The sequence below is a fragment of the Actinoplanes sp. NPDC051851 genome (assembly GCF_040681165.1).
GTDB lineage: Bacteria > Actinomycetota > Actinomycetes > Mycobacteriales > Micromonosporaceae > Actinoplanes.
The window spans coordinates 20999-39623 of the sequence record NZ_JBFAYF010000065.1; the positions used below are offsets into that span (position 1 = coordinate 20999).

Below are 18625 nucleotides of genomic sequence, written 5' to 3' on the forward strand. Positions count from 1 at the left end.
GTTCCTTTCGCTTTCGTCGGCAGCCGACAGCGCATTCTTGCGCACCACCGAGCCGGCGCCGTAAAGGCTCCCTGTACCCGGCCCCGCTCCGCTTCACCCCGATCGGTTTCGGACCGCCCGGATAGCATGGCCAGCGATCCACGGGGGAGAACGCATGACGGACGAGGCACGGCTGGCGGAGCGGGACCACGACCACCGCTGGGCAGGTGAGGTGATCCGTGCGGCACTGCGGCCGGGCGAGCGGCTGCTGGAGCACAGCCTGCTGCTGCGTTCGCCGGGCGTGGAGGAACCCCCGCCGACCGCCGGCGAGGTGCTGAACGCCTTCAACCCGTTCGCCGGCTTCACCGAGACGGCCCGCAGTGACGGTGTCGGCCTGGCGCTGCTGCAGACCGCGTTCGGTCTCACCCCGTCGCGCTACGACATGGCGAGCATCATGGCCAACGACAAGATCGCCGCCAGGTACGGCTACGTCTTCTGCGGCGTCGCGGAGAGCGAGGCCGGCCGGCTGCGTGCCGCGATCGTCCGCCACGCGACGATGGACCACGGCCATCGTGCGGCGTATCTCGCCCGTACCGACCAGCGGGTGGTCCTGTTCGCCGATCCGGTGCCGGCACCCGGCGACCACCCCGACCCGGACCGGCCGCTGCTGGAGATGCTGCTCCTGCCGCTCCGGCTCGCCATCGGCCTGTGGGACGCGGCGACGAACCAGCCCGAGCCGACCGCCCGCGCCCGCTTCTCCGGCTCCCTGCGCCCGGTCTTCGAGTGCCCGCCCACCGCGATCGCGGCCGCCCCGGCTCCGCCGCTGGAGCACATGCCCCGGGCCACACTGTGGTTCGCGGACCGCTCCTGGATGGTCGTCTCCCTCGGCACCGGCGATCCCGCCGCCCGGATGTACGCCGCCCTCCAGCCCCACCGATGACCGGGGCATCGCGGCCAGGCTCAGTCGCGCTCCCTCCTCGCTTGTTCCTCAGCCTCATCCCGAAGCTGGCATAGGTGCTCGGTCAGTTCGTTGGCCATGGCCGCGAAACGCTCACGGTAGACGCCCAGCCCGAGCAGATCACGACCGCGGACACCGGCCTCGATGTTCTGCTGCAGCTCTCGGAGGAGCGGATCGGCGGGCGGCGGGGCCGCCCGGATACGCTCGCGTAGCTCTTCGCGCAGGCGCCGGACGGCCTCGAGGTCGATGGGCGGGCGCGGTACCTGATTGTTCGGCATAGTCGTCATTTCGTCGTCGGGACCGTGATGCAGTTGCGCCCGGCCGGATCGGGGTCGGCCAGCAGCAGCTCGGCGATGTCCAGCGGCGGCTCCTCGGGCATGTCGGCGACCGCGGCGATCCCGTTGCTCGCAAAGTACAGCTGACGGAAGAAGTCCAGGATGAACATGATGGCGTCGCAGAGGGCAATGACCGCCGCGACGATCGTGCTGAGACCATCGGTCACCAGGCCCATGAGCGCGGTGAACGCCTCGGCGAGCAGGTCCAGCAGTTCGCCGACGAGATAGTTTAGGTTCTCGTACGCGTAGTAGGCGACCTGAACGTACGTCTTGCACACGCCAGCCAAGTAGGTGTCGTAGAAGCCGGTCTCGGTCGTCATCGCACTGTGCATCTTCTGCAGCCACATCAGGGCGTTGTCGGCCGAATTGCCCTGCCACTGGGAAGCCAGTGCGTCATCGGTGTACGCGATGTTGTCGGCCATGGCGGCGACAGAGAACCCGACGTGCTGCCACGCGACCGAGTAGCGGGCGAAGACAGTCCAGTCGCCGGCGAGCAGATCGAGGGCTTCCTTGATCGGATCCCGTCCGAAGATCTCTCGGATGGCGAAGCGGACCCAGGCGTTGAGGCTGACGAAGTCGTTGATTCTGCCCACCCACTGGGCGACTTCCGCGGCCTGGGGTTCTAGGCTGCCGATGTCGTCGCCGGGCGGTACGGAGATCGCCCGAGTGGGATCGGCTACGTCCTTGAACGATGCGGCGGGCCGGTTGCCGTATTCCCAGTGCGACGGGTCGGTATCGACGGTGGGTAACGCCTGCCCCAAGCGCCGGGCCTGTGCGTCCAGGCCCGCGGCGGTCACTGCTTCGACGTTGCGGTACTGCGCGGCCGAAACCGTGAGATTCACCGCGCCGCTCTGCCAGACTCCATTGACCCACTGCAGGCGGTGATCGGCCCGGGCGATCTGCTCGTCGTGGTCGTAGGCGCACCAGAGGATCAGGCCCTGGCCTCCGAGCTGATCAGCTGTTCTTTTGGCCAGGTACTTCGCGATATACGCCTGCATTTCAGGCACTACCGCCCGGTTCCGCTCCAGGAGCGCGGCTGTCTGGTCCAGAGCCTCCGGTTCGACCTTGAAAGTCACGCAACGTCCCCATATCGTGATCCGGCGGTCGGGCGCCGATCCTGGCATGGTGACTGTCGTTGTCGTCAACCTGCATAATCTGCCGGATGAGTCGCCCCCGTGTTCTGCGGTCCCCTCTCGGCAGGGCCCTCAACCTTTTCGCCGGGACTCTCCTGGTCGTTCTGCCGCTGTTCGGCGTGCTGGTTCTGGTCGCCTCGGGTGAGCCGATTCCGGCCGGGCTGGCTGCGGGGCTCGCGGCACTGCTGCTGATCGGCGTGGTGCTGCTCCGGCTGGCCGTGGTCCGGGTCGTGCTGCACGACGACCATGTGGAGCTGGTCAATCCGTTGCGTCGACTCCGGTTCTATTGGAGTGACGTGGAGGAGATCGATCTCATCTCCGGTGGTGGCTGGATCGTCAGGGTCTGGGCCGGCGGCGTGCCGCGGTGGGCCTGGGGGACGTCACAGTTCGGCCAGTTCGGGGCCGTTCCGTTCGCGAGTGTTCACGACGACCCCGGCAAGGACGCCCCACGGCGAGTGCGTGAGGGGTATCAGGCGCTTCGTGCCGCCTGGAGGAAGCACCGCTGACGGGGGTGTCCATATAGTTATTGTCAAGCAGCGAGAGCGAGCTTTTCTGCCGGTTTGTGCTGGTAAGTCATACCGGACCGAGCGACCGAGCAGTCCCCCTCGGGGACGATCAAAAGCACTGAGCCTCCGGCGCAAGCACATCATCATCGACGCCGGCGGAGGTATCTGGATCAAGGTCGAACGGTCCGTCTACGACGCATACCTGCCAGGAACGGACAACTACGGGGCCGAGCTTCTCGTGGCTCGCGAGGCGGGAAGGCCCGCCCCGCAGATGCCGGAGGTGGAGTCCCTGCCCGCGCGTGCTGCTGCCCGGGCGGACGACGACGGGACAGAGACTCCCGACGGGCCTGATCTTCCTGTCCTGTTCAGGCGCACCTGAGCAACTCGCCGCCTTCCCTGCCGATTATTCAGTTGGTCTTGCCGGCACCGGGCTGGTCGGTGCGCACCCGCCGGTCATGTTCCTCGTCGAAGGAGACGGTGGTCGTGATCGACGACGGCTCCAAGGAGATTGTCGACCTGATGCTCGTGCAACACGACGTAGCGGCGGTGCTCGGACAGTGAGCATCGACCTGATCCAGCTAATCGTCCGCCTCGGCTCGGACAGTCGGGGTGGGCGTCACCACGTCGACGACGTTGCCGTCGCGATCTGCGAGGTCTCGCCGCACATCGACGGTGCCGACATCCTGGACCTGGTTCGCGACACCATCGAGGCAGGTGAGCAGCAGCGACTGTGGGGCGCAGCCCGCACCACGGTGCTGCCGCGCCGACCTTGGACCGGGGCTACGACTCCGGCATGGGCAGCTACTACGCTCAACTGACCCGTAACGGCAGATCCGACGCCGATGGACCCGAGGTGTGGATCACCCCGCCCACCTGGCCGGTCATGGTCAACTCGCTGCTGCTGGCCCACGTCATCGCCCGTGTCACCGAAACCGATTTCGCCATCGTGAAGGCCGCGATGAACGACAGCGTGAACGACAACAGCCACATTCACCACATCTTCGACGGCGTCTACTGATTTCAACTGGCCTGTCCGAACCACCCGACAGGTGGATGCGAAAGCAGTCCCCTCATCGTCCGGGTTCGGCGCGCCGTCCTGTGCGTTTGGCGGCCCGCCTGGCCACGCTGCCGGAGCCGCCGCCTTGGGCGTGGGCCAGGACGCCCGTTGTCGGCGCACCACTGTTTCTTGCGTTCCCATTTGGTGGCGCAGTCCGGCAGGTCGAGCATGCCGACGTGCTCTCGGAAGATGACGCGCCCGTCATCGGCAGCGATGGTGAAATCGGGAAGTACCGTGTGGCCGTCCGCGCCGGTGAACGACTGTTCGTATTGCCAGCGGCCGGGGACGAGTTGGTCGAGCAGCCCCGCGATGATGACCTCGTTCTTGGACGCCATCGGAATCCCGCCGGACCACACGTGCAGCAACGCGCGATCGAAACGGCGGGACTGCCCTTGAACCTGAAGGGTTACCGGATCGGGTGTACGAAACAGGTCGGTCAGCCGCCGTGCGGTTTCCGAACGTAACGGGCCCGCCAGGTCTCGCAGATCGGCGAGGGTACCTTCGTGCAGGATGACCACCTTCGTCTTCTGCCGGGTCAGAGCGGTATACATCAGTTCCAGCGAGACGGCGGCGCGGGCGGGGAGGACGAGGAAGGTGATGCCGAACTCGGAGCCCTACTTCGCAACCGGGGGCCACGGCTGGTGCGTGATTCCCAGCAACGTCGCCGACGACCTCGATCTGCATGCCCGGGGTGTGGTCCTCTACTTGGTGCCGGGTGCGAAATGGCCGGTCACGCGGCCAGGTGTCTCCGCGAGTTGCCGCAGTCGACGGTTGTTGTCGAGAGCCTGCTTGGCGACGCTGGTGCCGAGCTTCTCTCGGTGGGAACCGGCGTACGCGGCAAGGGTGGCGATCATGTCGGGCCATCCGTTGACCACGAAACTGGTGAGCACTCCGAACCCGGCTGCCACGAGTAGATCGATACCGTCGTCGATCAGTCGGGCGTGCGTTCGTACCCCGACATTGCGTGCCGCGTCCACCGCGGTGTCGAGGGCGCGGGTCTCGCTCGTCCGGTGCGGTAGGTCGATCGTCTCGGTCAGGACGCCGACTCGCACCAGGCGGACGTTGTCCGCCCAGAGCCGGATTCGGCGGTCCACATTACGTTCGGTGAAACCGCTGGCCCAGAGAAGTTGGGCCATGAAGCGCTCGGAGTTGGTCAACTCGTACGGCACCGGTGGGTTGTTCGTCTCCGGCAGGTCGGGAAGCATGGGCGCCCGGACGGGGTGGTGCATGACCTGGATGCCAGCGCTGCGGGCGACGAGGTCGTGGTAGCGGCCCCGGAGCAGGATGCACAGCAGGTGTGCCCTGCTGACCAGTGCATACAGGTCACTGTCCGGGCCGAGGACGGCAGCCTCCGTCGAGTGCTGCCAGGCCTGCTCCAACTCCTGGTCGCTGACCTGAAGGACCGCGCAAAGCGGTGCGCGCATCCCGAGGTCGAACAGCCCTCCGACACGGAGTGCGGTTGCCTCCCGGTTCGCGCCGAGCGCCGTGGCCAGCCATTGATCGAAGCCGCTTCCCGGCCCGTACACCTTGTCGGGGTCGGTCATGCAGGAGTCGATGATTCCGCGGAGCCGGGCCGTGTCGTCCAAGGCCCAGCGGCTGATCTCGGCCGCAGTCCGATCCACGGTGCCAGCGGGTAGGTGGGTGCTGTCGACGAGGTTGGTCACCGCTGTCCGGAGTATGTCGTGCGGGCCCTTGGTGCTCGGGCGCCGACTCCCCGGACTGGGCAGGACCCGGAACTGCTGACCGTGGACGATGCCGCAGGTGGCCTGGATTCCGGAGACCGCTGACCAGCGGTAAGCCTCTCGCATCGGGCCGGCGTAGCTGTTCGCGACTTCGGTGAGGCTCGCCCAGTCGATGAAACCCTGTGCCACCCGGCCCTCCGATTGGCTGCGCCCGCCGTCGGCTCCGACGTGCTGTCCGGTAGGTGGTGATCTTCGTCCTCTTGTTTCCACTTTATCCCCGACTCGGCACTGTTGGGTGAAACCATTGCGGCGACGACACCGTGCCCGGCGAACAGGAGGACATCGACATGCCTGAGAGTCACAGCGTCCGTGAGGGCTGCGATCAGGCGGTGAGTGAGATTCAGCAGGTGACCGGCGGCATGGACTGGCAGCCATGGGAGGAGTTGCCCACGTTGCTGCGGAATGCTCGTGCCGTGTTCGTTGTCGGCAATGGCCGGAGCGGGTTCGTGATGAGGATGGCGGCGATGAGGCTGATGCACGTGGGCCTCACCGTGTACGTCGTTGGTGAGACGACCACACCGGCGATCGCCGCCGACGATCTGCTGATCGCCGCGTCCGGTTCGGGATCGACCAACGGCGTTGTGTACGCCGCCCGTCAAGCCGCCGGCAGCGGGGCCGCCGTCGTCGCGGTCACCGCGAACAGCGGCTCGGAACTGGCCAAGCTCGCCAAGGTCGTCCTGGCGGTTCCCGCCCCGGAGAAGACTAACCACGACGAGGCCCGCGGATCTCGTCAGTACGCTGGCACGCTTTTCGAGCAGGTGACGCTGTTCGCCTTCGAGGGAGTCTTCAACACGCTGTGGCAGCAGAGCCATATCGACGCTGCGGCGATGTATCGTCGCCACGCCAACCTGGGCTGACTGGCGGCGCTGAACCGGGTGCGCCGGCTACGCCAGTCGTACCATCACTGACGTGGCCGCCGCGAAGCCTTCGACCGCCTCGCCTAGCCCGCGCGTGGCGATCCGGAGAAACTCCGCGTCGCGGCTCGTCATCGCCAGAAGCACCTGCTGACGTGCCCGCTCCACCTCGGCCAGCGTAACGGTCACCGGCGAGGACAGGGAGCCCGAGGCGAGCCGGCGAGCCGCAGACCGAAAGCGTTCGTCGTCCTCGAGCAGAGGAATCCACGAAGGTTTCCCACCTGGTGGTTGTGCCGAAGCAGCCTGAAGGAGCTGTTCAGAGGAGCGGATCACGTCGACGGCCAGCTGCGTCGTGTGTAGCTGGTCAGCGATCTCTTGCCGTTCCGCCTTGTGGCGACGGACCATGGCGAACACCGCGGCTGCGACCACCCCAGCCAGCACGGACAGCAAACCTGCCTGGTCAGGCACCCGTCGCCTCCCTAGAAGATCAGCCCCGTGCTCCACCCACCGTCAGATTCGGGATCCAGTCGGTCGCTGCGGATCAGCTTTACGGCCACCGGTGATCCCGCCGAGGAATAGGCGAGGAACACCTCACCCATGCCACCCTTGCCGAGCCTCCGGCTGACCGCGTACCGGCCGATGTGCGACGGCAGCTCACTCATGCGACGTTCTGCGCCCTTCCGCCCACCATATGCCCGGATCTACTCCGGTCACAGTGTGCCGAAACGTCACACCGACTGCGAGTAACGGCGCGCTACGTGGCCGAACGGTGACACCATGGTGACCGAATGGCCGAATCTGTCCATCGTCCTTTGTGGCCTGTGGCGACTGAGTGGAGCCTACACATCGTCTGGGTGCTCCCGCTCGAACCGGGCGATCAAGACCGCGAGCGCGTTCACGGCGGATGGCCTGGTGGATTCAGTCCGGACTCGGCCCTTCCACTGCTTCGCTCTGATCGAGAAGCCGGAGGAGCGGCCAGACCGCGACGCCGACGTTTCCGGCGTTGTAAAGGTCCTGCAACGGCTGGGGGAGTTGGGCGACCAAGCTGGCCAGCGGCTCCGGACCGAGGGCGTGTAGGCGACCAACGGCAGCACGCATCCGCACCTGTGCGGCCAGTTGAGCGGCGCCGGCCGCTGAGGCTTGATCGGGCTAGGGCTGGCCCAGGCTGTCGATGCGACTGGCGAAGTCGCGATATGACCACCGGAAAATTCCGTACATGTCGGTATGTCATAAAATCGGCGCGCGCTACGCTCGGTCGAGAAGGTTCTGCTGGACCACGACGGGGACGGAGAGGGTCTTGTAGCCGACCGTGTCGAAGAGGACGGTCATCTTCTCCTCCTCGTAGCCCATCACCATGCCGGTGCCCCAGCCGCCGTGGCGGACGCGGCTGTGGACCGGGAAGGGGCCCTCGGCCTCGGCGGCGTTGACCGCCTCGGCGCTGCCGCTGGCGCAGTTGTCGCAGTGGCCGCACTCGTGGCGGATCTCCTCGCCGAAGTACGCCAGCAGGGTCTCGGTGCGGCACTGACGGGACTCGGCGAAGCCGCGCATCATGTCGGTGCGGGACTTGATCACGGTCTGCTGGCGTTCGAACTCGGCGCAGGCGGCGGTTGCCGCGGCGGCCGGGAGCGGGGCGCCGGCCGGGACGGTCAGCCGGTGCTTCGCGTCGGTGCGGACCGCGCCCGCCTGTTCCAGCAGGGCGAGGTACTGGGCGATCTTGCGGGGGCCGAGACCGGTCTCCTTCTGCAGGGCGGTCTTCGTGGTGGGTCCCCTGTGCAGGGCGCCGGCCAGCTCGCGGAGCTCCGCCTCGTCGGGGCCGCCGCCGTTGAAGAAGCGCTGGATGGCCTCGTCCTCGGAGCGCCAGAGCAGCAGGGCGCGGCCCGGGGCGCCGTCGCGTCCGGCCCGGCCGATCTCCTGGAAGTAGCTGTCCGGGGAGTCGGGGAGGGCGACGTGCGCGACCCAGCGGATGTTCGGCTTGTCGATGCCCATGCCGAAGGCCGAGGTGGCCACCATGATCTCGATCTTGTCGTCGATGAACGCCTCGTGGCGCTCCTCGCGCAGGCCGGCCGCCATCCCGCCGTGGTAGTAGTCGGCGGAGTATCCGGCGGTGCTGAGGCGCTCGGCGAGATCCTCGGCGGCGCGGCGGGTGGCGACGTAGATGATGCCGGGGCGCTCCGCCTCGTCCAGCAGTGCGGTGAGCTTGCGCCAGCGGTAGTCCTCGTCCGGGCAGTAGGCCACCTCGAGGAAGAGGTTGGCGCGGTCCAGCCCGGACACGTGGATCTCCGGCTTGGCGAGCCGCAGCCGGGCGATGATGTCCTCGCGGACCGGGGGTGACGCGGTCGCGGTGAGCGCCAGGATCGGCGGGCGGCCGATCGCCTTGATCATGTCGCCGAGGGCGAGGTAGTCGGGGCGGAAGTCGTGTCCCCAGGCCGAGATGCAGTGCGCCTCGTCGACCGCGACCAGGCCCGGTTTGAGGGCGCGCACCTCGGCCTGCCGTTCCGGGTCGCTGAGCTGCTCGGGCGTGATGAAGAGGAACTCGGCCCGGCCCTCGCGGATGGCCTGGATCGCCTCGCGCTGCTCCTTCGGCGTCTCCGCGGAGCTGACCCGGACCGCGCGGGTCAACGGATCGTTCCGTTCGTTGAGCGCGGCGATCTGGTCCTGCTGGAGGGCGAGCAGCGGGGAGATCACCACGGTCGGGCCGGGCAGCAGCACCGCCGGGATCTGGTAGATCGCCGACTTGCCGGCGCCGGTGGGCAGCACGACGAGGGCGTCCTTGCGGCGCAGTACGGCGCGCATCGGCTTGAACTGGCCGGGCCGCAGCGAGGGCCACCCGAAGTGGGTACGGGCGACCTTGCGCAGGCGAGGGCCGTAGATAGGGAGCTTCATCGACGTCCAGATCACTCGGGGGAGTCCGTGAGGTTGCCGCCAGGTACCCCTATTTGCCGCCGAACATGCGGCGAATCGCCCAGAGCAGGAACAGCACCGCGAGGGCGACGCCCAGAAGACGGACGGCATGCACCTCGGACCAGTCGACGGTGGCTTCCGCGAGGGGGGCAAGGGTTTCCGTGAGGGGGGCGGGGGCTTCCGTGAGGGGGGCGAGGGCTTCCGTGAGGGGGGTGGGGGGCACGCGCCGATCGTACCGACTCGATGCGCATAGCTAATAGAAAGGTTTGTTGACTAAACCCGCGACCGGGTGTGACCATAGGTCCCCGGGGCGCTACGAGAACGTTCACACAACGGGGGACTGATGTCTGATCAGGGCGAATTGCCGATGCTGGCCGCTGCCGTTCTCCAGCCCGGCTTCACCGGAACCTCGGCGCCTGACTGGGTACGCCGCTGGCTCGGCGCCGGCCTCGGTGGGGTCGCTCTCTTCGCCCGGAACATCGAGTCGCCCGCCCAGGTGGCGGCGCTCACCGCGCGGCTGCGGGCCGAGCAGCCGGACGTGATCGTGGCGATCGACGAGGAGGCCGGCGACGTCACCCGCCTCGAGTGCCGGCTGGGCAGCTCGCGCCCCGGCAACCTGGCGCTCGGCGCGATCGACGACCCGGAGCTGACCGAGGCGGTCGCCCGGGACCTGGGCCGGGAGCTCGCCGGCGCGGGCATCACCCTCGACTACGCACCCGACGCGGACGTCAACAACAACCCCGACAACCCCGTCATCGGCGTACGCGCATTCGGCGCCGAACCCCATCTGGTCGCCCGGCACACCGCGGCGTTCGTCCGGGGACTGCAGGAGTCCGGGGTGGCCGGGTGCGCCAAGCACTTCCCGGGGCACGGCGACACCAGCGTGGACTCGCATCACGACGTGCCGCTGATCGACCGCAGCGCCGCCGAGCTGGCCGCCCGCGAGCTGATCCCTTTCGGCGCCGCGATCGCCGCCGGGGTGAAGGCGGTGATGACCGGGCACCTGATGGTCCCGGCGCTCGACCCCGAACTGCCGGCCACGCTGAGCCCGCGGATCCTGACCGGGCTGCTCCGCGAGGAGTTCGGCTTCGGCGGGCTGATCGTCACCGACGCCATCGAGATGCAGGGCGTCCGGCGGCGCTTCGGGCTGGCCGGTGCCGCGGTCCGGGCGCTGGCGGCGGGGGTGGACGCGATCTGTGTGGGCGGGGAGCACGCGGACGAGCAGACCGCGATCCGGCTCCGGGACGCGATCGTGGCGGCGGTCCGCTCCGGGGAGTTGCCCGAAGGGCGGCTGCGTGACGCCGCGGCCCGGGTCCGCGAGCTCGGCGCCTGGACCACGCGTACCCGGGAGATGCGGAAGGGGATCGCCCCGGGTGAGGCCGTCGGTTTCGCGGCCGCCCGGCGTGCGGTGCGGGTGACCGTGGCGGACGGGGGACGCGGACTGCCGGTCAGCGGTGTGCCGCACGTGGTGGAGTTCGCGCCGGCCCGGAACATCGCGATCGGCAGCGAGACGCCGTGGGGGATCGGCGCGCCGCTGGCCGACCTGTTGCCGGGCACCACGTCGGTCCGGGTGACCGAGAACGATCTCGCCGGAGCGGACCCGCGCGGGCTGCTGCCGGTGGGGCGCCCGATCGTGCTGGTGGTCCGGGACGCGCACCGGCACCGCTGGATCGCCGGGGCCCTGGAGCGGATGCTGGCCGTCCGGCCGGACGCGATCGTGGTGGAGATGGGCATCCCGATGACGGTCGTGGGTGGCGTGCACATCGCGACATTCGGCGCGACCCGGGCGTGCGGGCTGGCGGCGGCGGAGCTGATCGCGGGGGCCGTCGTCCCGGTCGCCGCCTGACGGGTTGCCCCGGCCACGTACCGTAGACATGTGTTGATCTCCAAGCGCCTCGCCGCCGTGCTCGCCACCGCCGTCCTCGGCGCCACCCTCCTGACCGGCTGCGGTGACGACGTGAGCTGCGGCGTCGACCAGTGCACGGTGACCATCCAGCGGGAGACGAACGCCAGCGTGAGCGTGCTCGGGGTGGACGCCGAGTTCGTCAAGGCGGACGACAGCACGGTCACCGTGGAGATCGCCGGCGAACAGGTCACGCTCACCAAGGGCGAGCAGGCGACCGAGGTGGCCGGTCTCGAGGTGTCGCTCGCGAGCGTGACCCAGGACGCGATCCAGCTCCAGGTGTCCCGGCAGTAGCCGACGTTTGACGGACGTCGCTCCCGGTCACATTGGGGGCATGTCCTCCACGACCTCCCACGTCAAGTACCACGCGTCGCGGGCCGCCGACAGCAAGCCGCTGGAGCTGCTGGCCCGCGCCGGCTTCATCGGCTACGGCGTCATCCACCTGCTCTTCGCCTGGATCGCGCTGCAGGTCGCCTTCGGCGGGTCCGGCAAGGAGAGCGACCAGTCCGGCGCGCTCCAGGAGATGGCCGCGCACTCGTACGGCGAGGTCCTGCTCGTGGCGATCGCGGTCGGCCTCTTCGCGATGGCCCTCTGGCAGGCCTTCGAGGCGGCGATCGGGGAGAGCGGCGACCAGGACCGGACGGCGATCGCCGAACGGGTGGTCTCCGGCGTCCGGGCGGTGCTCTACGGATACCTCGGATTCATGGCGATCAAGGTGGTCCAGGGCGCCAAGGCCTCGATGGGGGACAACTCGGAAAGCAAGTCCGCCGGGCTGATGGACGCGACCGGTGGCCGCTGGCTGGTCGGGCTGGCCGGCCTGGTGGTGCTCGGCGTCGGGATCGGCATGGCGGTCTACGGCCTCCGGAAGAAGTTCACCCGCCACCTGACCGGCGCGCCGCAGACGGTGATCCGGCTCGGTCAGGCGGGATACAGCGCCAAGGGCCTCGCGTACGCGATCTCCGGGGTGCTCTTCGTCAGCGCCGCCGTCACCTACGACCCGGACAAGGCCCGTGGCCTGGACGCCGCCCTGAAGACCCTCGCCGGTCACCCGTGGGGCGTCTGGGTGCTGGCCCTGATCGCGATCGGTATCGCCGCGTTCGGTGTGTACTGCCTCGCACAATCGCGTTATCGCAAGATCTGACGATTGTCCCTCCCCTCCACGGGGCATGGTGAGGCGCTGAGACCGCACCCGATCGTGGAGGGGAATTCTTCGTGTCCAGCACTCTGACCGCCGTACTCGCGGTCGCCGTGGCCGTCGCCGTGGCCGTCGTGCTCGTCGAGGCGTCGCACAAGGTGATGATCCGGGTCGGTCGCCGGTCCGCGCTCGCCGCCGACCTCGGCAAGACCATGCACCGGCCGTTCCTGGCCACCGTCACCCTGATCACCGCGCAGCAGACGATCCGGGTCTACGCCGGGGAGTTCCCCGGCCGGGCCGGTGCCCTGCACGCGCTGGTGCTCCTCTGCATCGGCGCGTTCGCCTGGCTGGTCGGCGCGCTGCTACTGGTGCTGGAGGACATGGCACTGGCCCGGTGGCGCACCGACGTGCCGGACAACCTGCGCCGCCGCCGGATCAAGACCCAGGTGGTGATGCTGCGGCGGGTCACCGTCGCGAGCATCGTGGTGCTCACCGCCGGTGTCATGCTGATGACCTTCCCGGGCATCCGGGCGCTCGGCGCCAGCGTGCTGGCCTCGGCCGGCCTGGTCTCGGTGATCGCGGCGCTGGCCGCGCAGAGCACGCTCGGCAACGTCTTCGCCGGGCTGCAGCTCGCGTTCAGCGACGCGATCCGGGTCGACGACGTGGTCGTGGTCGAGCAGGAGTGGGGCCGGATCGAGGAGATCACCCTGACCTACGTGGCCGTGCAGATCTGGGACGACCGGCGGCTGATCATGCCGACCTCGTACTTCACCACCAAGCCGTTCCAGAACTGGACCAAGAGCACCTCGGCGGTGCTCGGCACGGCCGAGGTGGACGTGGACTGGTCCACACCGATCGAGCCGCTCCGCGCCGAGTTGCGCCGGGTCTGCGAGGCCTCGGACCTCTGGGACCAGCGGGTCTGCGTGCTGCAGGTGACCGACGCGGTCGGCGGGATGGTCCGGCTGCGCGCCCTGGTCAGCGCCGCCGACGCGCCCGCGCTCTGGGATCTGCGCTGCCTGGTCCGGGAGGCGCTGGTCGGCTTCATGTGGGAGCACCAGCGCGGCACGCTGCCCCGGACCCGCGCCGAGATGGGGCACGCGCCGTCTGCCCCGGCCCGCCGGACGATCTTCGGCGGCGACTCGGAGGACGCCCGGGTGTTCAGCGGCGGCGACGACGGCGAGGCGCGCGGCCAGGCGTTCGGCGGGCCGGGTGAACCCGCTCTCACGACACGCTGAGGATTGACTCGGGGCTGATCAGGGCATACACCCGACACCAGGGAAAGGGGGGACACGATGGCCGATGTCCTGAACGGCACATCCACGCGACCACTGTCGGAACAGTCCACCGCCGAGCTGGTGCAGCGCGCGAGCGAGCAGCTCACCAAGCTGGTGCGGGACGAGTTGACCCTGGCCAAGGCGGAGCTCGCGGAGAAGGGTAAGCACGCCGGGATCGGCGCCGGCCTCTTCGGTGGCGCGGGCGTGCTGGCCGGCTACGGGGTCGGCGCGGTCATCGCCACCGCGGTCATCGCGCTGAACCTGGTGTGGCCGCTCTGGCTCGCCGCCCTGGTGGTCACCGTGGCGATCTTCCTGGTCGCCGGGGTGCTCGCGCTGCTCGGCAAGCGCCAGATCAGCCGCGCGGTCCCGCCCGAGCCCCGGGCCGCGATCACCGGCCTGAAAGCCGATGTCGACGAGGTCAAGCACGCGGTCAAGGAGCGTAGCCGGGCATGACGGACACGAACGGATCGAAGGCGAAGCCCGACCTGGTGGCGCTGCGGGCCGAGATCCAGCGGACGCGAGCCGATCTGGGGGAGACGGTGCAGGCCCTGGCGGCCCGCGCCGACGTCAAGGCACGAGCCCGTGAACAGGTGGAGCACGCCCGGCAGCGGGTGCTCACCCGGGCTGCCGCGGTCACCGGCCGGATCACCCCGAATCACCCTTCCCCGGTACGCGGTACCGCCACCCGGGCCCTGCCGGGTGCGGCGCCCGTCGTGCTGCTGGCGGTCGGGCTGGCCGCCGTCGCCGGAGTGATCCTGATCGTCCGAGGGCGGCGCTGATGGCCGGAAGAATGGGAAGGATCGCCCTGAAACCGGTCAACATCGCGCTCGGTGTCGCCGCCGGTGCGGTCGCCGGTGCCCTCTTCAAGCAGGTGTGGAAGGTGGCGTCCGGGGACGTCGACGCACCGGACGCCGGCGACGAGGAGCGTGGCTGGGGGGAGGTCCTCGCGGCCGCCGCGCTGCAGGGCGCGATCTTCGCCGTGGTGAAGGCCGCCGTCCATCGTGGCAGCGCAGTGAGCACGCGGCGGCTGACGGGCCATTGGCCGGGCTAGTACCGGGACGAGAACTCTTCTAGATCAACTACTGTATAGACAGGAGTCTTGACGGCCCCCCACTTCGGTAACCACGAAGTGGGGGGCCTTTTCCATATCTGCCACGCTTTATTGGATTCCTTCGAGGGGCAGCTTTGCGGCCCGTTTTTCGGGTACAGTGTGGCCAGTTTTTGCGTACGTGGTTCGCTGCTTCCGCCCGACGGCGGGACACCGGCCCCATCCCGGGTGGGCCGTCAGGTGTTCCGCAGCCGAGTGGATGGGACGTCCTCTGAAAGGGCCGCCTCGCGGTGCCGCTGCTCGAAAACGGTCATCGGTCCCGCGCTCCGCTGCCGCGGTCCGGCGGGCCGGCATTTTCAGAAGGAGAGTTCAGCATGGCGCAAGGAACCGTGAAGTGGTTCAACGCAGACAAGGGCTTCGGCTTCATCACCGTCGACGGCGGGGGTGCTGACGTGTTCGTCCACTTCTCGGCCATCCAGACGAGCGGCTACCGCACTCTGGAGGAGAACCAGCGGGTCGAATTCGAGATCGCCCAGGGTCAGAAGGGCCCGCAGGCGGAGCAGGTTCGCCCGCTCTGAGACCAATCCGCCGGTCACGAGGCCGGCATGACGCCGGCCGCCTGGCGGAGGCCGGCCCGACCGTGGCCCCGCAACCTCACCTCGAGGGTGCGGGGCCTCTTCGTGCAGCCGCTTCCCGTTCCCGGGAAGCGGCTGGTCAGACGACCGTTTTGGCGGCGGAGCGCCGGCGCATGCCGACCACCACGAGCACCAGTCCCACACCGGCGAGACCACCGCCGGCCCCGGCCCAGACGACCTGGTCGCTCATCAGGCTGTCCTTCAGGAAGCCGAGGCCTTGGAGGGTCCACACCGCACCCAGCACGATGAGGAACAGTCCGACAGACATCGTGAGCCAGCCTCGCAACCGTGGCCGGTCGGCTGACTCCGTTTCATTGTTCACCATTTGTCGTGCACCCGGGGGCGAATCAGCTCATCGTAGACCGCGGCGATCTTTTCCTGTGTTTCCCGGGAAAGCGGGGGCAGATCGGCGGCGTGCGCGTTCGCGCGTGCCTGCTCGGGATTTCGAGCACCGGGGATCACGACGGTGACGGCCGGCTGATCGATGATCCAGCGCAGTGCGAATTGCGCCATCGTGACGTCGGCCGGTACGAGCGGACGGAGCCGGTTCACGGCTTCCAGACCGGTTTCGTACTCCACTCCGGAAAAAGTCTCACCGACGTCGAACGACTCGCCGTGCCGGTTGTAGTTCCGGTGATCGTCCGCGGCGAAGGCGGTGTCCGCGGTGTACCGCCCGGAGAGCAGGCCGCTGGCGAGCGGGACCCGGGCGATGATGCCCACCCCGGCCTCGGCGGCGGCGGGCAGCACCCGCTCCAGGGGCTTGTGGCGGAACGCGTTCAGGATGATCTGGACGCTGGCGACGCCGGGGCGGGCGATCGCGGCGAGCGCCTCGTCGACCTTCTCCACGCTCACGCCGTACGCCGCGATCCGCTTCTCCTGGACCAGGGTGTCCAGCGCGTCGTAGACCGCGTCGCTGCTGAACACCGGGGTCGGCGGGCAGTGCAGCTGGACCAGGTCGAGGGTGTCCACGCCGAGGTTGGCGCGGGAACGGTCGGTCCACGCCCGGAAGTTGTCGAGGTGGTAGTTCTCCGGCGTCTGGGGGAGACGGCGGCCCATCTTGGTGGCGACGGTCAGGCCGGGCCGGTCCTTCACGAACGAGCCGACGATCTGCTCGCTGCGGCCGTCGCCGTAGACGTCGGCGGTGTCGATGAAGGTGACGCCCGCGTCCACCGCCGCCTGCAGGGTGGCGTGCGCGTCGGCCTCGGTCACCTGACCCCAGTCGGCACCGAGCTGCCAGGCGCCCAGGCCGACCACCGAGGCGGTCCGTCCCATCCGGCGAAAACTTCGATTTTCCACGCTGTGACCCTACCGCCTGGCTGTTAGGGTCAAACAAAACGTACGTACGGTTTTATGGTTCTCAGGAGGCGTCATGTGGGATCCCGCCGTCTACCGCCGCTACGGCACCGAGCGGTCGCGCCCCTTCTTCGACCTGGTCGGCCGGATCACCACGGAGACGCCGCGCGCCGTGGTCGACCTGGGCTGCGGGCCCGGTGAGCTGACCCGGACCCTGGCCGGGCGCTGGCCCGGCGCACGGATCACCGGGATCGACTCGTCGCCCGAGATGATCGAGAAGGCGTCGGCGGAGCCCGGCCCGGTCGCGTTCCGGCTCGGCGACGTCAACGACTGGCGGCCGGAGCCGGAGACCGACGTGGTGGTCACCAACGCGGTGCTCCAGTGGGTGCCGGACCACCCCGCGCTGCTGGTCCGCTGGATCTCCTCGCTCCCGGCCGGGGCCACGCTCGCGATGCAGGTGCCGGGCAACTTCCGCAACCCGGGACACCGCGCGGTCTGGGACCTGGCCGAGGGCCCGCTGCGCGAGGAGCTCCGCGAGGACCCGGTCGACGACGCGGCGGGCTACGCCGACCTGCTGCTCGGTGCCGGGGCCACGGTGGACGCCTGGGAGACCGAGTACGTCCACCTGCTGCCGGTGGAGGGCCCGGACCACCCGGTGCTGCGCTGGATGGAGGGTACGGCGCTGCGCCCGGTCCGTGCGGCGCTGGGCGACGAGGAGTGGACCGCGTTCCGTGCCGAGCTCGCGGTCCGGCTCACCGATGCCTATCCGGAGCGACACGGTCTCGTGGCGTTCCCGTTCCGCCGTATCTTCGTGGTGGCTTCTGTCTAGCGTCGTATAGGGGAGATCGTGTCTGATCTGACGTCGTTCATCGCCGGCCTGCCCAAGGCCGAACTGCACGTGCACCACGTGGGCTCGGCCTCACCGCGGATCGTGGCCGAGCTGGCCGCCCGGCACGAGGGCAGCTCGCCGGTGCCGGCCGATCCGTCGCTGCTCGCCGAGTACTTCGCGTTCCGCGACTTCGCGCACTTCATCGAGGTCTACCTGAGCGTGGTGGACCTGATCCGGGACGCCGCCGACGTGCGCCTGCTGACCTACGAGATCGGCCGGGAACTGGCCCGCCAGCAGGTCCGGTACGCCGAGCTGACCATCACGCCGTACTCCAGTGTCAAGCGGGGCATCCCGGCGGTGGCGTTCTGCGAGGCGATCGAGGACGCCCGGGTGGGCGCCGCCCGGGACTTCGGGGTGGACCTGCGCTGGTGCTTCGACATCCCGGGGGAGGCGGGACTGCCCGCGGCCGAGGAGACGCTGCGGATCGCGCTGGAGGAGCGGCCCGAGGGCCTGATCAGTTTCGGACTGGGCGGGCCGGAGATCGGGGTGCCGCGGCCGCAGTTCAAGCCGTACTTCGACAAGGCCCGGGCGGCCGGGCTGCGCAGCGTGCCGCATGCCGGGGAGACCACCGGGCCGGAGACGATCTGGGACGCGATCCGGGAACTCGGCGCCGAGCGGATCGGGCACGGCATCGCGGCGGCCCAGGACGAGCGGCTGATGGCGTACCTGGCCGAGCATGCGATCCCGCTGGAGGTGTGCCCCACCTCGAACCTGCGGACGCGCGCGGTCGCCGACCTGGCCGAGCATCCGCTCGCCCGGCTGGTGGCGGCCGGGGTGCCGGTCAGCGTCAACTCCGACGACCCGCCGATGTTCGGCACCACCCTGGAGCGGGAGTACGCGGTCGCCGCCGAGCTGCTGGATCTGGACGCGGGCGGGGTCGCCGACCTGGCGCGCGCGGCCGTCCGGCACAGCTTCATGCCGGAGGACGGGAAGGCCGCGCTGATCGCCGAGATCGACGCCTACTCGACGTCTCACAGGTAGGG

Annotated in this window: 25 protein-coding genes; 15 read left to right on the plus strand and 10 right to left on the minus strand. The window is 69.2% G+C overall.

The features are described from left to right. Positions 1-154: 154 nt before the first annotated feature. The gene (locus AB0M08_RS39260) at positions 155-919 is read left to right on the plus strand and encodes a hypothetical protein (RefSeq protein ID WP_364505071.1); all 765 of its coding nucleotides are present in this window, start codon (positions 155-157) and stop codon (positions 917-919) included. Positions 920-939: 20 nt separating this feature from the next. Here AB0M08_RS39260 and AB0M08_RS39265 read toward each other — a convergent pair whose 3' ends face one another. Then, positions 940-1215, minus strand: a complete 276-nt coding sequence (locus AB0M08_RS39265; protein ID WP_364505073.1) for a hypothetical protein — start codon at positions 1213-1215, stop codon at positions 940-942. 5 nt (positions 1216-1220) lie between these two features. Then, positions 1221-2348 (minus strand): hypothetical protein, encoded by a 1128-nt coding sequence (locus AB0M08_RS39270; protein WP_364505075.1) that lies wholly within the window; start codon positions 2346-2348, stop codon positions 1221-1223. Between the two features lie 86 nt (positions 2349-2434). Between AB0M08_RS39270 and AB0M08_RS39275 the strand changes: the two genes are divergently transcribed. The 3 genes from AB0M08_RS39275 (at position 2435) to AB0M08_RS39285 (ending at position 3929) form a co-directional block, all read left to right on the plus strand. Then, the gene (locus AB0M08_RS39275) at positions 2435-2911 is read left to right on the plus strand and encodes a hypothetical protein (protein ID WP_364505077.1); all 477 of its coding nucleotides are present in this window, start codon (positions 2435-2437) and stop codon (positions 2909-2911) included. Positions 2912-3468: 557 nt separating this feature from the next. After that, entirely contained in the window at positions 3469-3729 is a 261-nt protein-coding gene (locus AB0M08_RS39280; RefSeq protein ID WP_364505079.1) for a hypothetical protein, read from the plus strand. After that, on the plus strand, positions 3705-3929 hold the full coding sequence (locus AB0M08_RS39285) for a hypothetical protein (RefSeq protein WP_364505081.1): 225 nt from the start codon (positions 3705-3707) through the stop codon (positions 3927-3929). Before AB0M08_RS39280 ends, AB0M08_RS39285 begins: the two co-directional genes overlap by 25 nt. A 2-nt stretch (positions 3930-3931) precedes the next feature. Here the strand turns inward: AB0M08_RS39285 and AB0M08_RS39290 are convergent, their stop codons facing one another. After that, positions 3932-4519, minus strand: a complete 588-nt coding sequence (locus AB0M08_RS39290) for a hypothetical protein (protein ID WP_364505083.1) — start codon at positions 4517-4519, stop codon at positions 3932-3934. Between the two features lie 150 nt (positions 4520-4669). Then, positions 4670-5839 carry a hypothetical protein gene (locus AB0M08_RS39295; RefSeq protein WP_364505085.1) on the minus strand — a complete coding sequence of 390 codons (1170 nt, stop codon included), beginning with the start codon at positions 5837-5839 and terminating at the stop codon, positions 4670-4672. 131 nt (positions 5840-5970) lie between these two features. On the opposite strand from AB0M08_RS39295, the gene hxlB reads away from it, so the two are divergent. Then, positions 5971-6567 carry a 6-phospho-3-hexuloisomerase gene (gene hxlB, locus AB0M08_RS39300; protein ID WP_364505087.1) on the plus strand — a complete coding sequence of 199 codons (597 nt, stop codon included), beginning with the start codon at positions 5971-5973 and terminating at the stop codon, positions 6565-6567. A 27-nt stretch (positions 6568-6594) separates the two neighbouring features. Here hxlB and AB0M08_RS39305 read toward each other — a convergent pair whose 3' ends face one another. The 4 genes from AB0M08_RS39305 to AB0M08_RS39320 all read right to left on the minus strand — a co-directional run bounded on the left by AB0M08_RS39305 (position 6595) and on the right by AB0M08_RS39320 (position 9688). Beyond that, on the minus strand, positions 6595-7032 hold the full coding sequence (locus tag AB0M08_RS39305) for a hypothetical protein (RefSeq protein WP_364505088.1): 438 nt from the start codon (positions 7030-7032) through the stop codon (positions 6595-6597). A gap of 11 nt (positions 7033-7043) precedes the next feature. Next, positions 7044-7226, minus strand: coding sequence for a hypothetical protein (locus AB0M08_RS39310; RefSeq protein WP_364505089.1), 183 nt, complete (start codon positions 7224-7226; stop codon positions 7044-7046). Between the two features lie 583 nt (positions 7227-7809). Further along, positions 7810-9447, minus strand: a complete 1638-nt coding sequence (locus tag AB0M08_RS39315) for an ATP-dependent DNA helicase RecQ (RefSeq protein WP_364505090.1) — start codon at positions 9445-9447, stop codon at positions 7810-7812. Between the two features lie 49 nt (positions 9448-9496). Next, entirely contained in the window at positions 9497-9688 is a 192-nt protein-coding gene (locus AB0M08_RS39320; RefSeq protein ID WP_364505091.1) for a hypothetical protein, read from the minus strand. Positions 9689-9805: 117 nt separating this feature from the next. Here AB0M08_RS39320 and AB0M08_RS39325 point away from each other — a divergent pair, with 117 nt between their 5' ends. The 8 genes from AB0M08_RS39325 (at position 9806) to AB0M08_RS39360 (ending at position 15403) form a co-directional block, all read left to right on the plus strand. After that, positions 9806-11311 (plus strand): glycoside hydrolase family 3 N-terminal domain-containing protein, encoded by a 1506-nt coding sequence (locus AB0M08_RS39325; protein WP_364505126.1) that lies wholly within the window; start codon positions 9806-9808, stop codon positions 11309-11311. 30 nt (positions 11312-11341) lie between these two features. Then, positions 11342-11662 carry a hypothetical protein gene (locus AB0M08_RS39330; protein WP_364505093.1) on the plus strand — a complete coding sequence of 107 codons (321 nt, stop codon included), beginning with the start codon at positions 11342-11344 and terminating at the stop codon, positions 11660-11662. A gap of 40 nt (positions 11663-11702) precedes the next feature. After that, positions 11703-12509: a DUF1206 domain-containing protein gene (locus AB0M08_RS39335; protein ID WP_364505095.1), complete on the plus strand. Its 807-nt coding sequence runs from the start codon at positions 11703-11705 to the stop codon at positions 12507-12509. A 71-nt stretch (positions 12510-12580) separates the two neighbouring features. Continuing rightward, a complete protein-coding gene (locus tag AB0M08_RS39340) occupies positions 12581-13738 on the plus strand; it encodes a mechanosensitive ion channel family protein (protein ID WP_364505097.1) in 1158 nt (385 codons plus the stop codon). Between the two features lie 57 nt (positions 13739-13795). Then, positions 13796-14230, plus strand: a complete 435-nt coding sequence (locus tag AB0M08_RS39345; RefSeq protein ID WP_364505099.1) for a phage holin family protein — start codon at positions 13796-13798, stop codon at positions 14228-14230. After that, positions 14227-14556, plus strand: a complete 330-nt coding sequence (locus tag AB0M08_RS39350) for a DUF3618 domain-containing protein (RefSeq protein ID WP_364505101.1) — start codon at positions 14227-14229, stop codon at positions 14554-14556. The genes AB0M08_RS39345 and AB0M08_RS39350 overlap by 4 nt, the downstream gene beginning before the upstream one ends. Next, positions 14556-14828 carry a DUF4235 domain-containing protein gene (locus AB0M08_RS39355; protein WP_364505103.1) on the plus strand — a complete coding sequence of 91 codons (273 nt, stop codon included), beginning with the start codon at positions 14556-14558 and terminating at the stop codon, positions 14826-14828. Before AB0M08_RS39350 ends, AB0M08_RS39355 begins: the two co-directional genes overlap by 1 nt. Positions 14829-15199: 371 nt before the next feature. Then, positions 15200-15403, plus strand: coding sequence for a cold-shock protein (locus AB0M08_RS39360; RefSeq protein ID WP_011905669.1), 204 nt, complete (start codon positions 15200-15202; stop codon positions 15401-15403). 136 nt (positions 15404-15539) lie between these two features. Here the strand turns inward: AB0M08_RS39360 and AB0M08_RS39365 are convergent, their stop codons facing one another. Together AB0M08_RS39365 and AB0M08_RS39370 are read right to left on the minus strand one after the other, a co-directional pair. Next, positions 15540-15785, minus strand: coding sequence for a hypothetical protein (locus AB0M08_RS39365; RefSeq protein ID WP_364505105.1), 246 nt, complete (start codon positions 15783-15785; stop codon positions 15540-15542). After that, on the minus strand, positions 15779-16756 hold the full coding sequence (locus tag AB0M08_RS39370; protein ID WP_364505107.1) for an aldo/keto reductase: 978 nt from the start codon (positions 16754-16756) through the stop codon (positions 15779-15781). Before AB0M08_RS39370 ends, AB0M08_RS39365 begins: the two co-directional genes overlap by 7 nt. Before the next feature lie 73 nt (positions 16757-16829). Here AB0M08_RS39370 and AB0M08_RS39375 point away from each other — a divergent pair, with 73 nt between their 5' ends. Beyond that, positions 16830-17582: a methyltransferase domain-containing protein gene (locus tag AB0M08_RS39375; RefSeq protein ID WP_364505109.1), complete on the plus strand. Its 753-nt coding sequence runs from the start codon at positions 16830-16832 to the stop codon at positions 17580-17582. Between the two features lie 18 nt (positions 17583-17600). After that, complete coding sequence (locus AB0M08_RS39380; RefSeq protein ID WP_364505111.1) at positions 17601-18623, plus strand: adenosine deaminase; 1023 nt, start codon at positions 17601-17603, stop codon at positions 18621-18623. Positions 18624-18625 lie beyond the last annotated feature (2 nt).

Bases quoted from the DNA above. Each gene is read 5' to 3' on its own strand.
- AB0M08_RS39260 (WP_364505071.1), top strand. From the start codon at position 155: ATGACGGACGAGGCACGGCTGGCGGAGCGGGACCACGACCACCGCTGG.
- AB0M08_RS39265 (WP_364505073.1), bottom strand. From the start codon at position 1,215: ATGCCGAACAATCAGGTACCGCGCCCGCCCATCGACCTCGAGGCCGTC.
- AB0M08_RS39275 (WP_364505077.1), top strand. From the start codon at position 2,435: ATGAGTCGCCCCCGTGTTCTGCGGTCCCCTCTCGGCAGGGCCCTCAAC.
- AB0M08_RS39285 (WP_364505081.1), top strand. From the start codon at position 3,705: ATGGGCAGCTACTACGCTCAACTGACCCGTAACGGCAGATCCGACGCC.
- AB0M08_RS39290 (WP_364505083.1), bottom strand. From the start codon at position 4,519: ATGTATACCGCTCTGACCCGGCAGAAGACGAAGGTGGTCATCCTGCAC.
- AB0M08_RS39310 (WP_364505089.1), bottom strand. From the start codon at position 7,226: ATGAGTGAGCTGCCGTCGCACATCGGCCGGTACGCGGTCAGCCGGAGG.
- AB0M08_RS39315 (WP_364505090.1), bottom strand. From the start codon at position 9,447: ATGAAGCTCCCTATCTACGGCCCTCGCCTGCGCAAGGTCGCCCGTACC.
- AB0M08_RS39335 (WP_364505095.1), top strand. From the start codon at position 11,703: ATGTCCTCCACGACCTCCCACGTCAAGTACCACGCGTCGCGGGCCGCC.
- AB0M08_RS39345 (WP_364505099.1), top strand. From the start codon at position 13,796: ATGGCCGATGTCCTGAACGGCACATCCACGCGACCACTGTCGGAACAG.
- AB0M08_RS39350 (WP_364505101.1), top strand. From the start codon at position 14,227: ATGACGGACACGAACGGATCGAAGGCGAAGCCCGACCTGGTGGCGCTG.
- AB0M08_RS39355 (WP_364505103.1), top strand. From the start codon at position 14,556: ATGGCCGGAAGAATGGGAAGGATCGCCCTGAAACCGGTCAACATCGCG.
- AB0M08_RS39360 (WP_011905669.1), top strand. From the start codon at position 15,200: ATGGCGCAAGGAACCGTGAAGTGGTTCAACGCAGACAAGGGCTTCGGC.
- AB0M08_RS39365 (WP_364505105.1), bottom strand. From the start codon at position 15,785: ATGGTGAACAATGAAACGGAGTCAGCCGACCGGCCACGGTTGCGAGGC.
- AB0M08_RS39375 (WP_364505109.1), top strand. From the start codon at position 16,830: ATGTGGGATCCCGCCGTCTACCGCCGCTACGGCACCGAGCGGTCGCGC.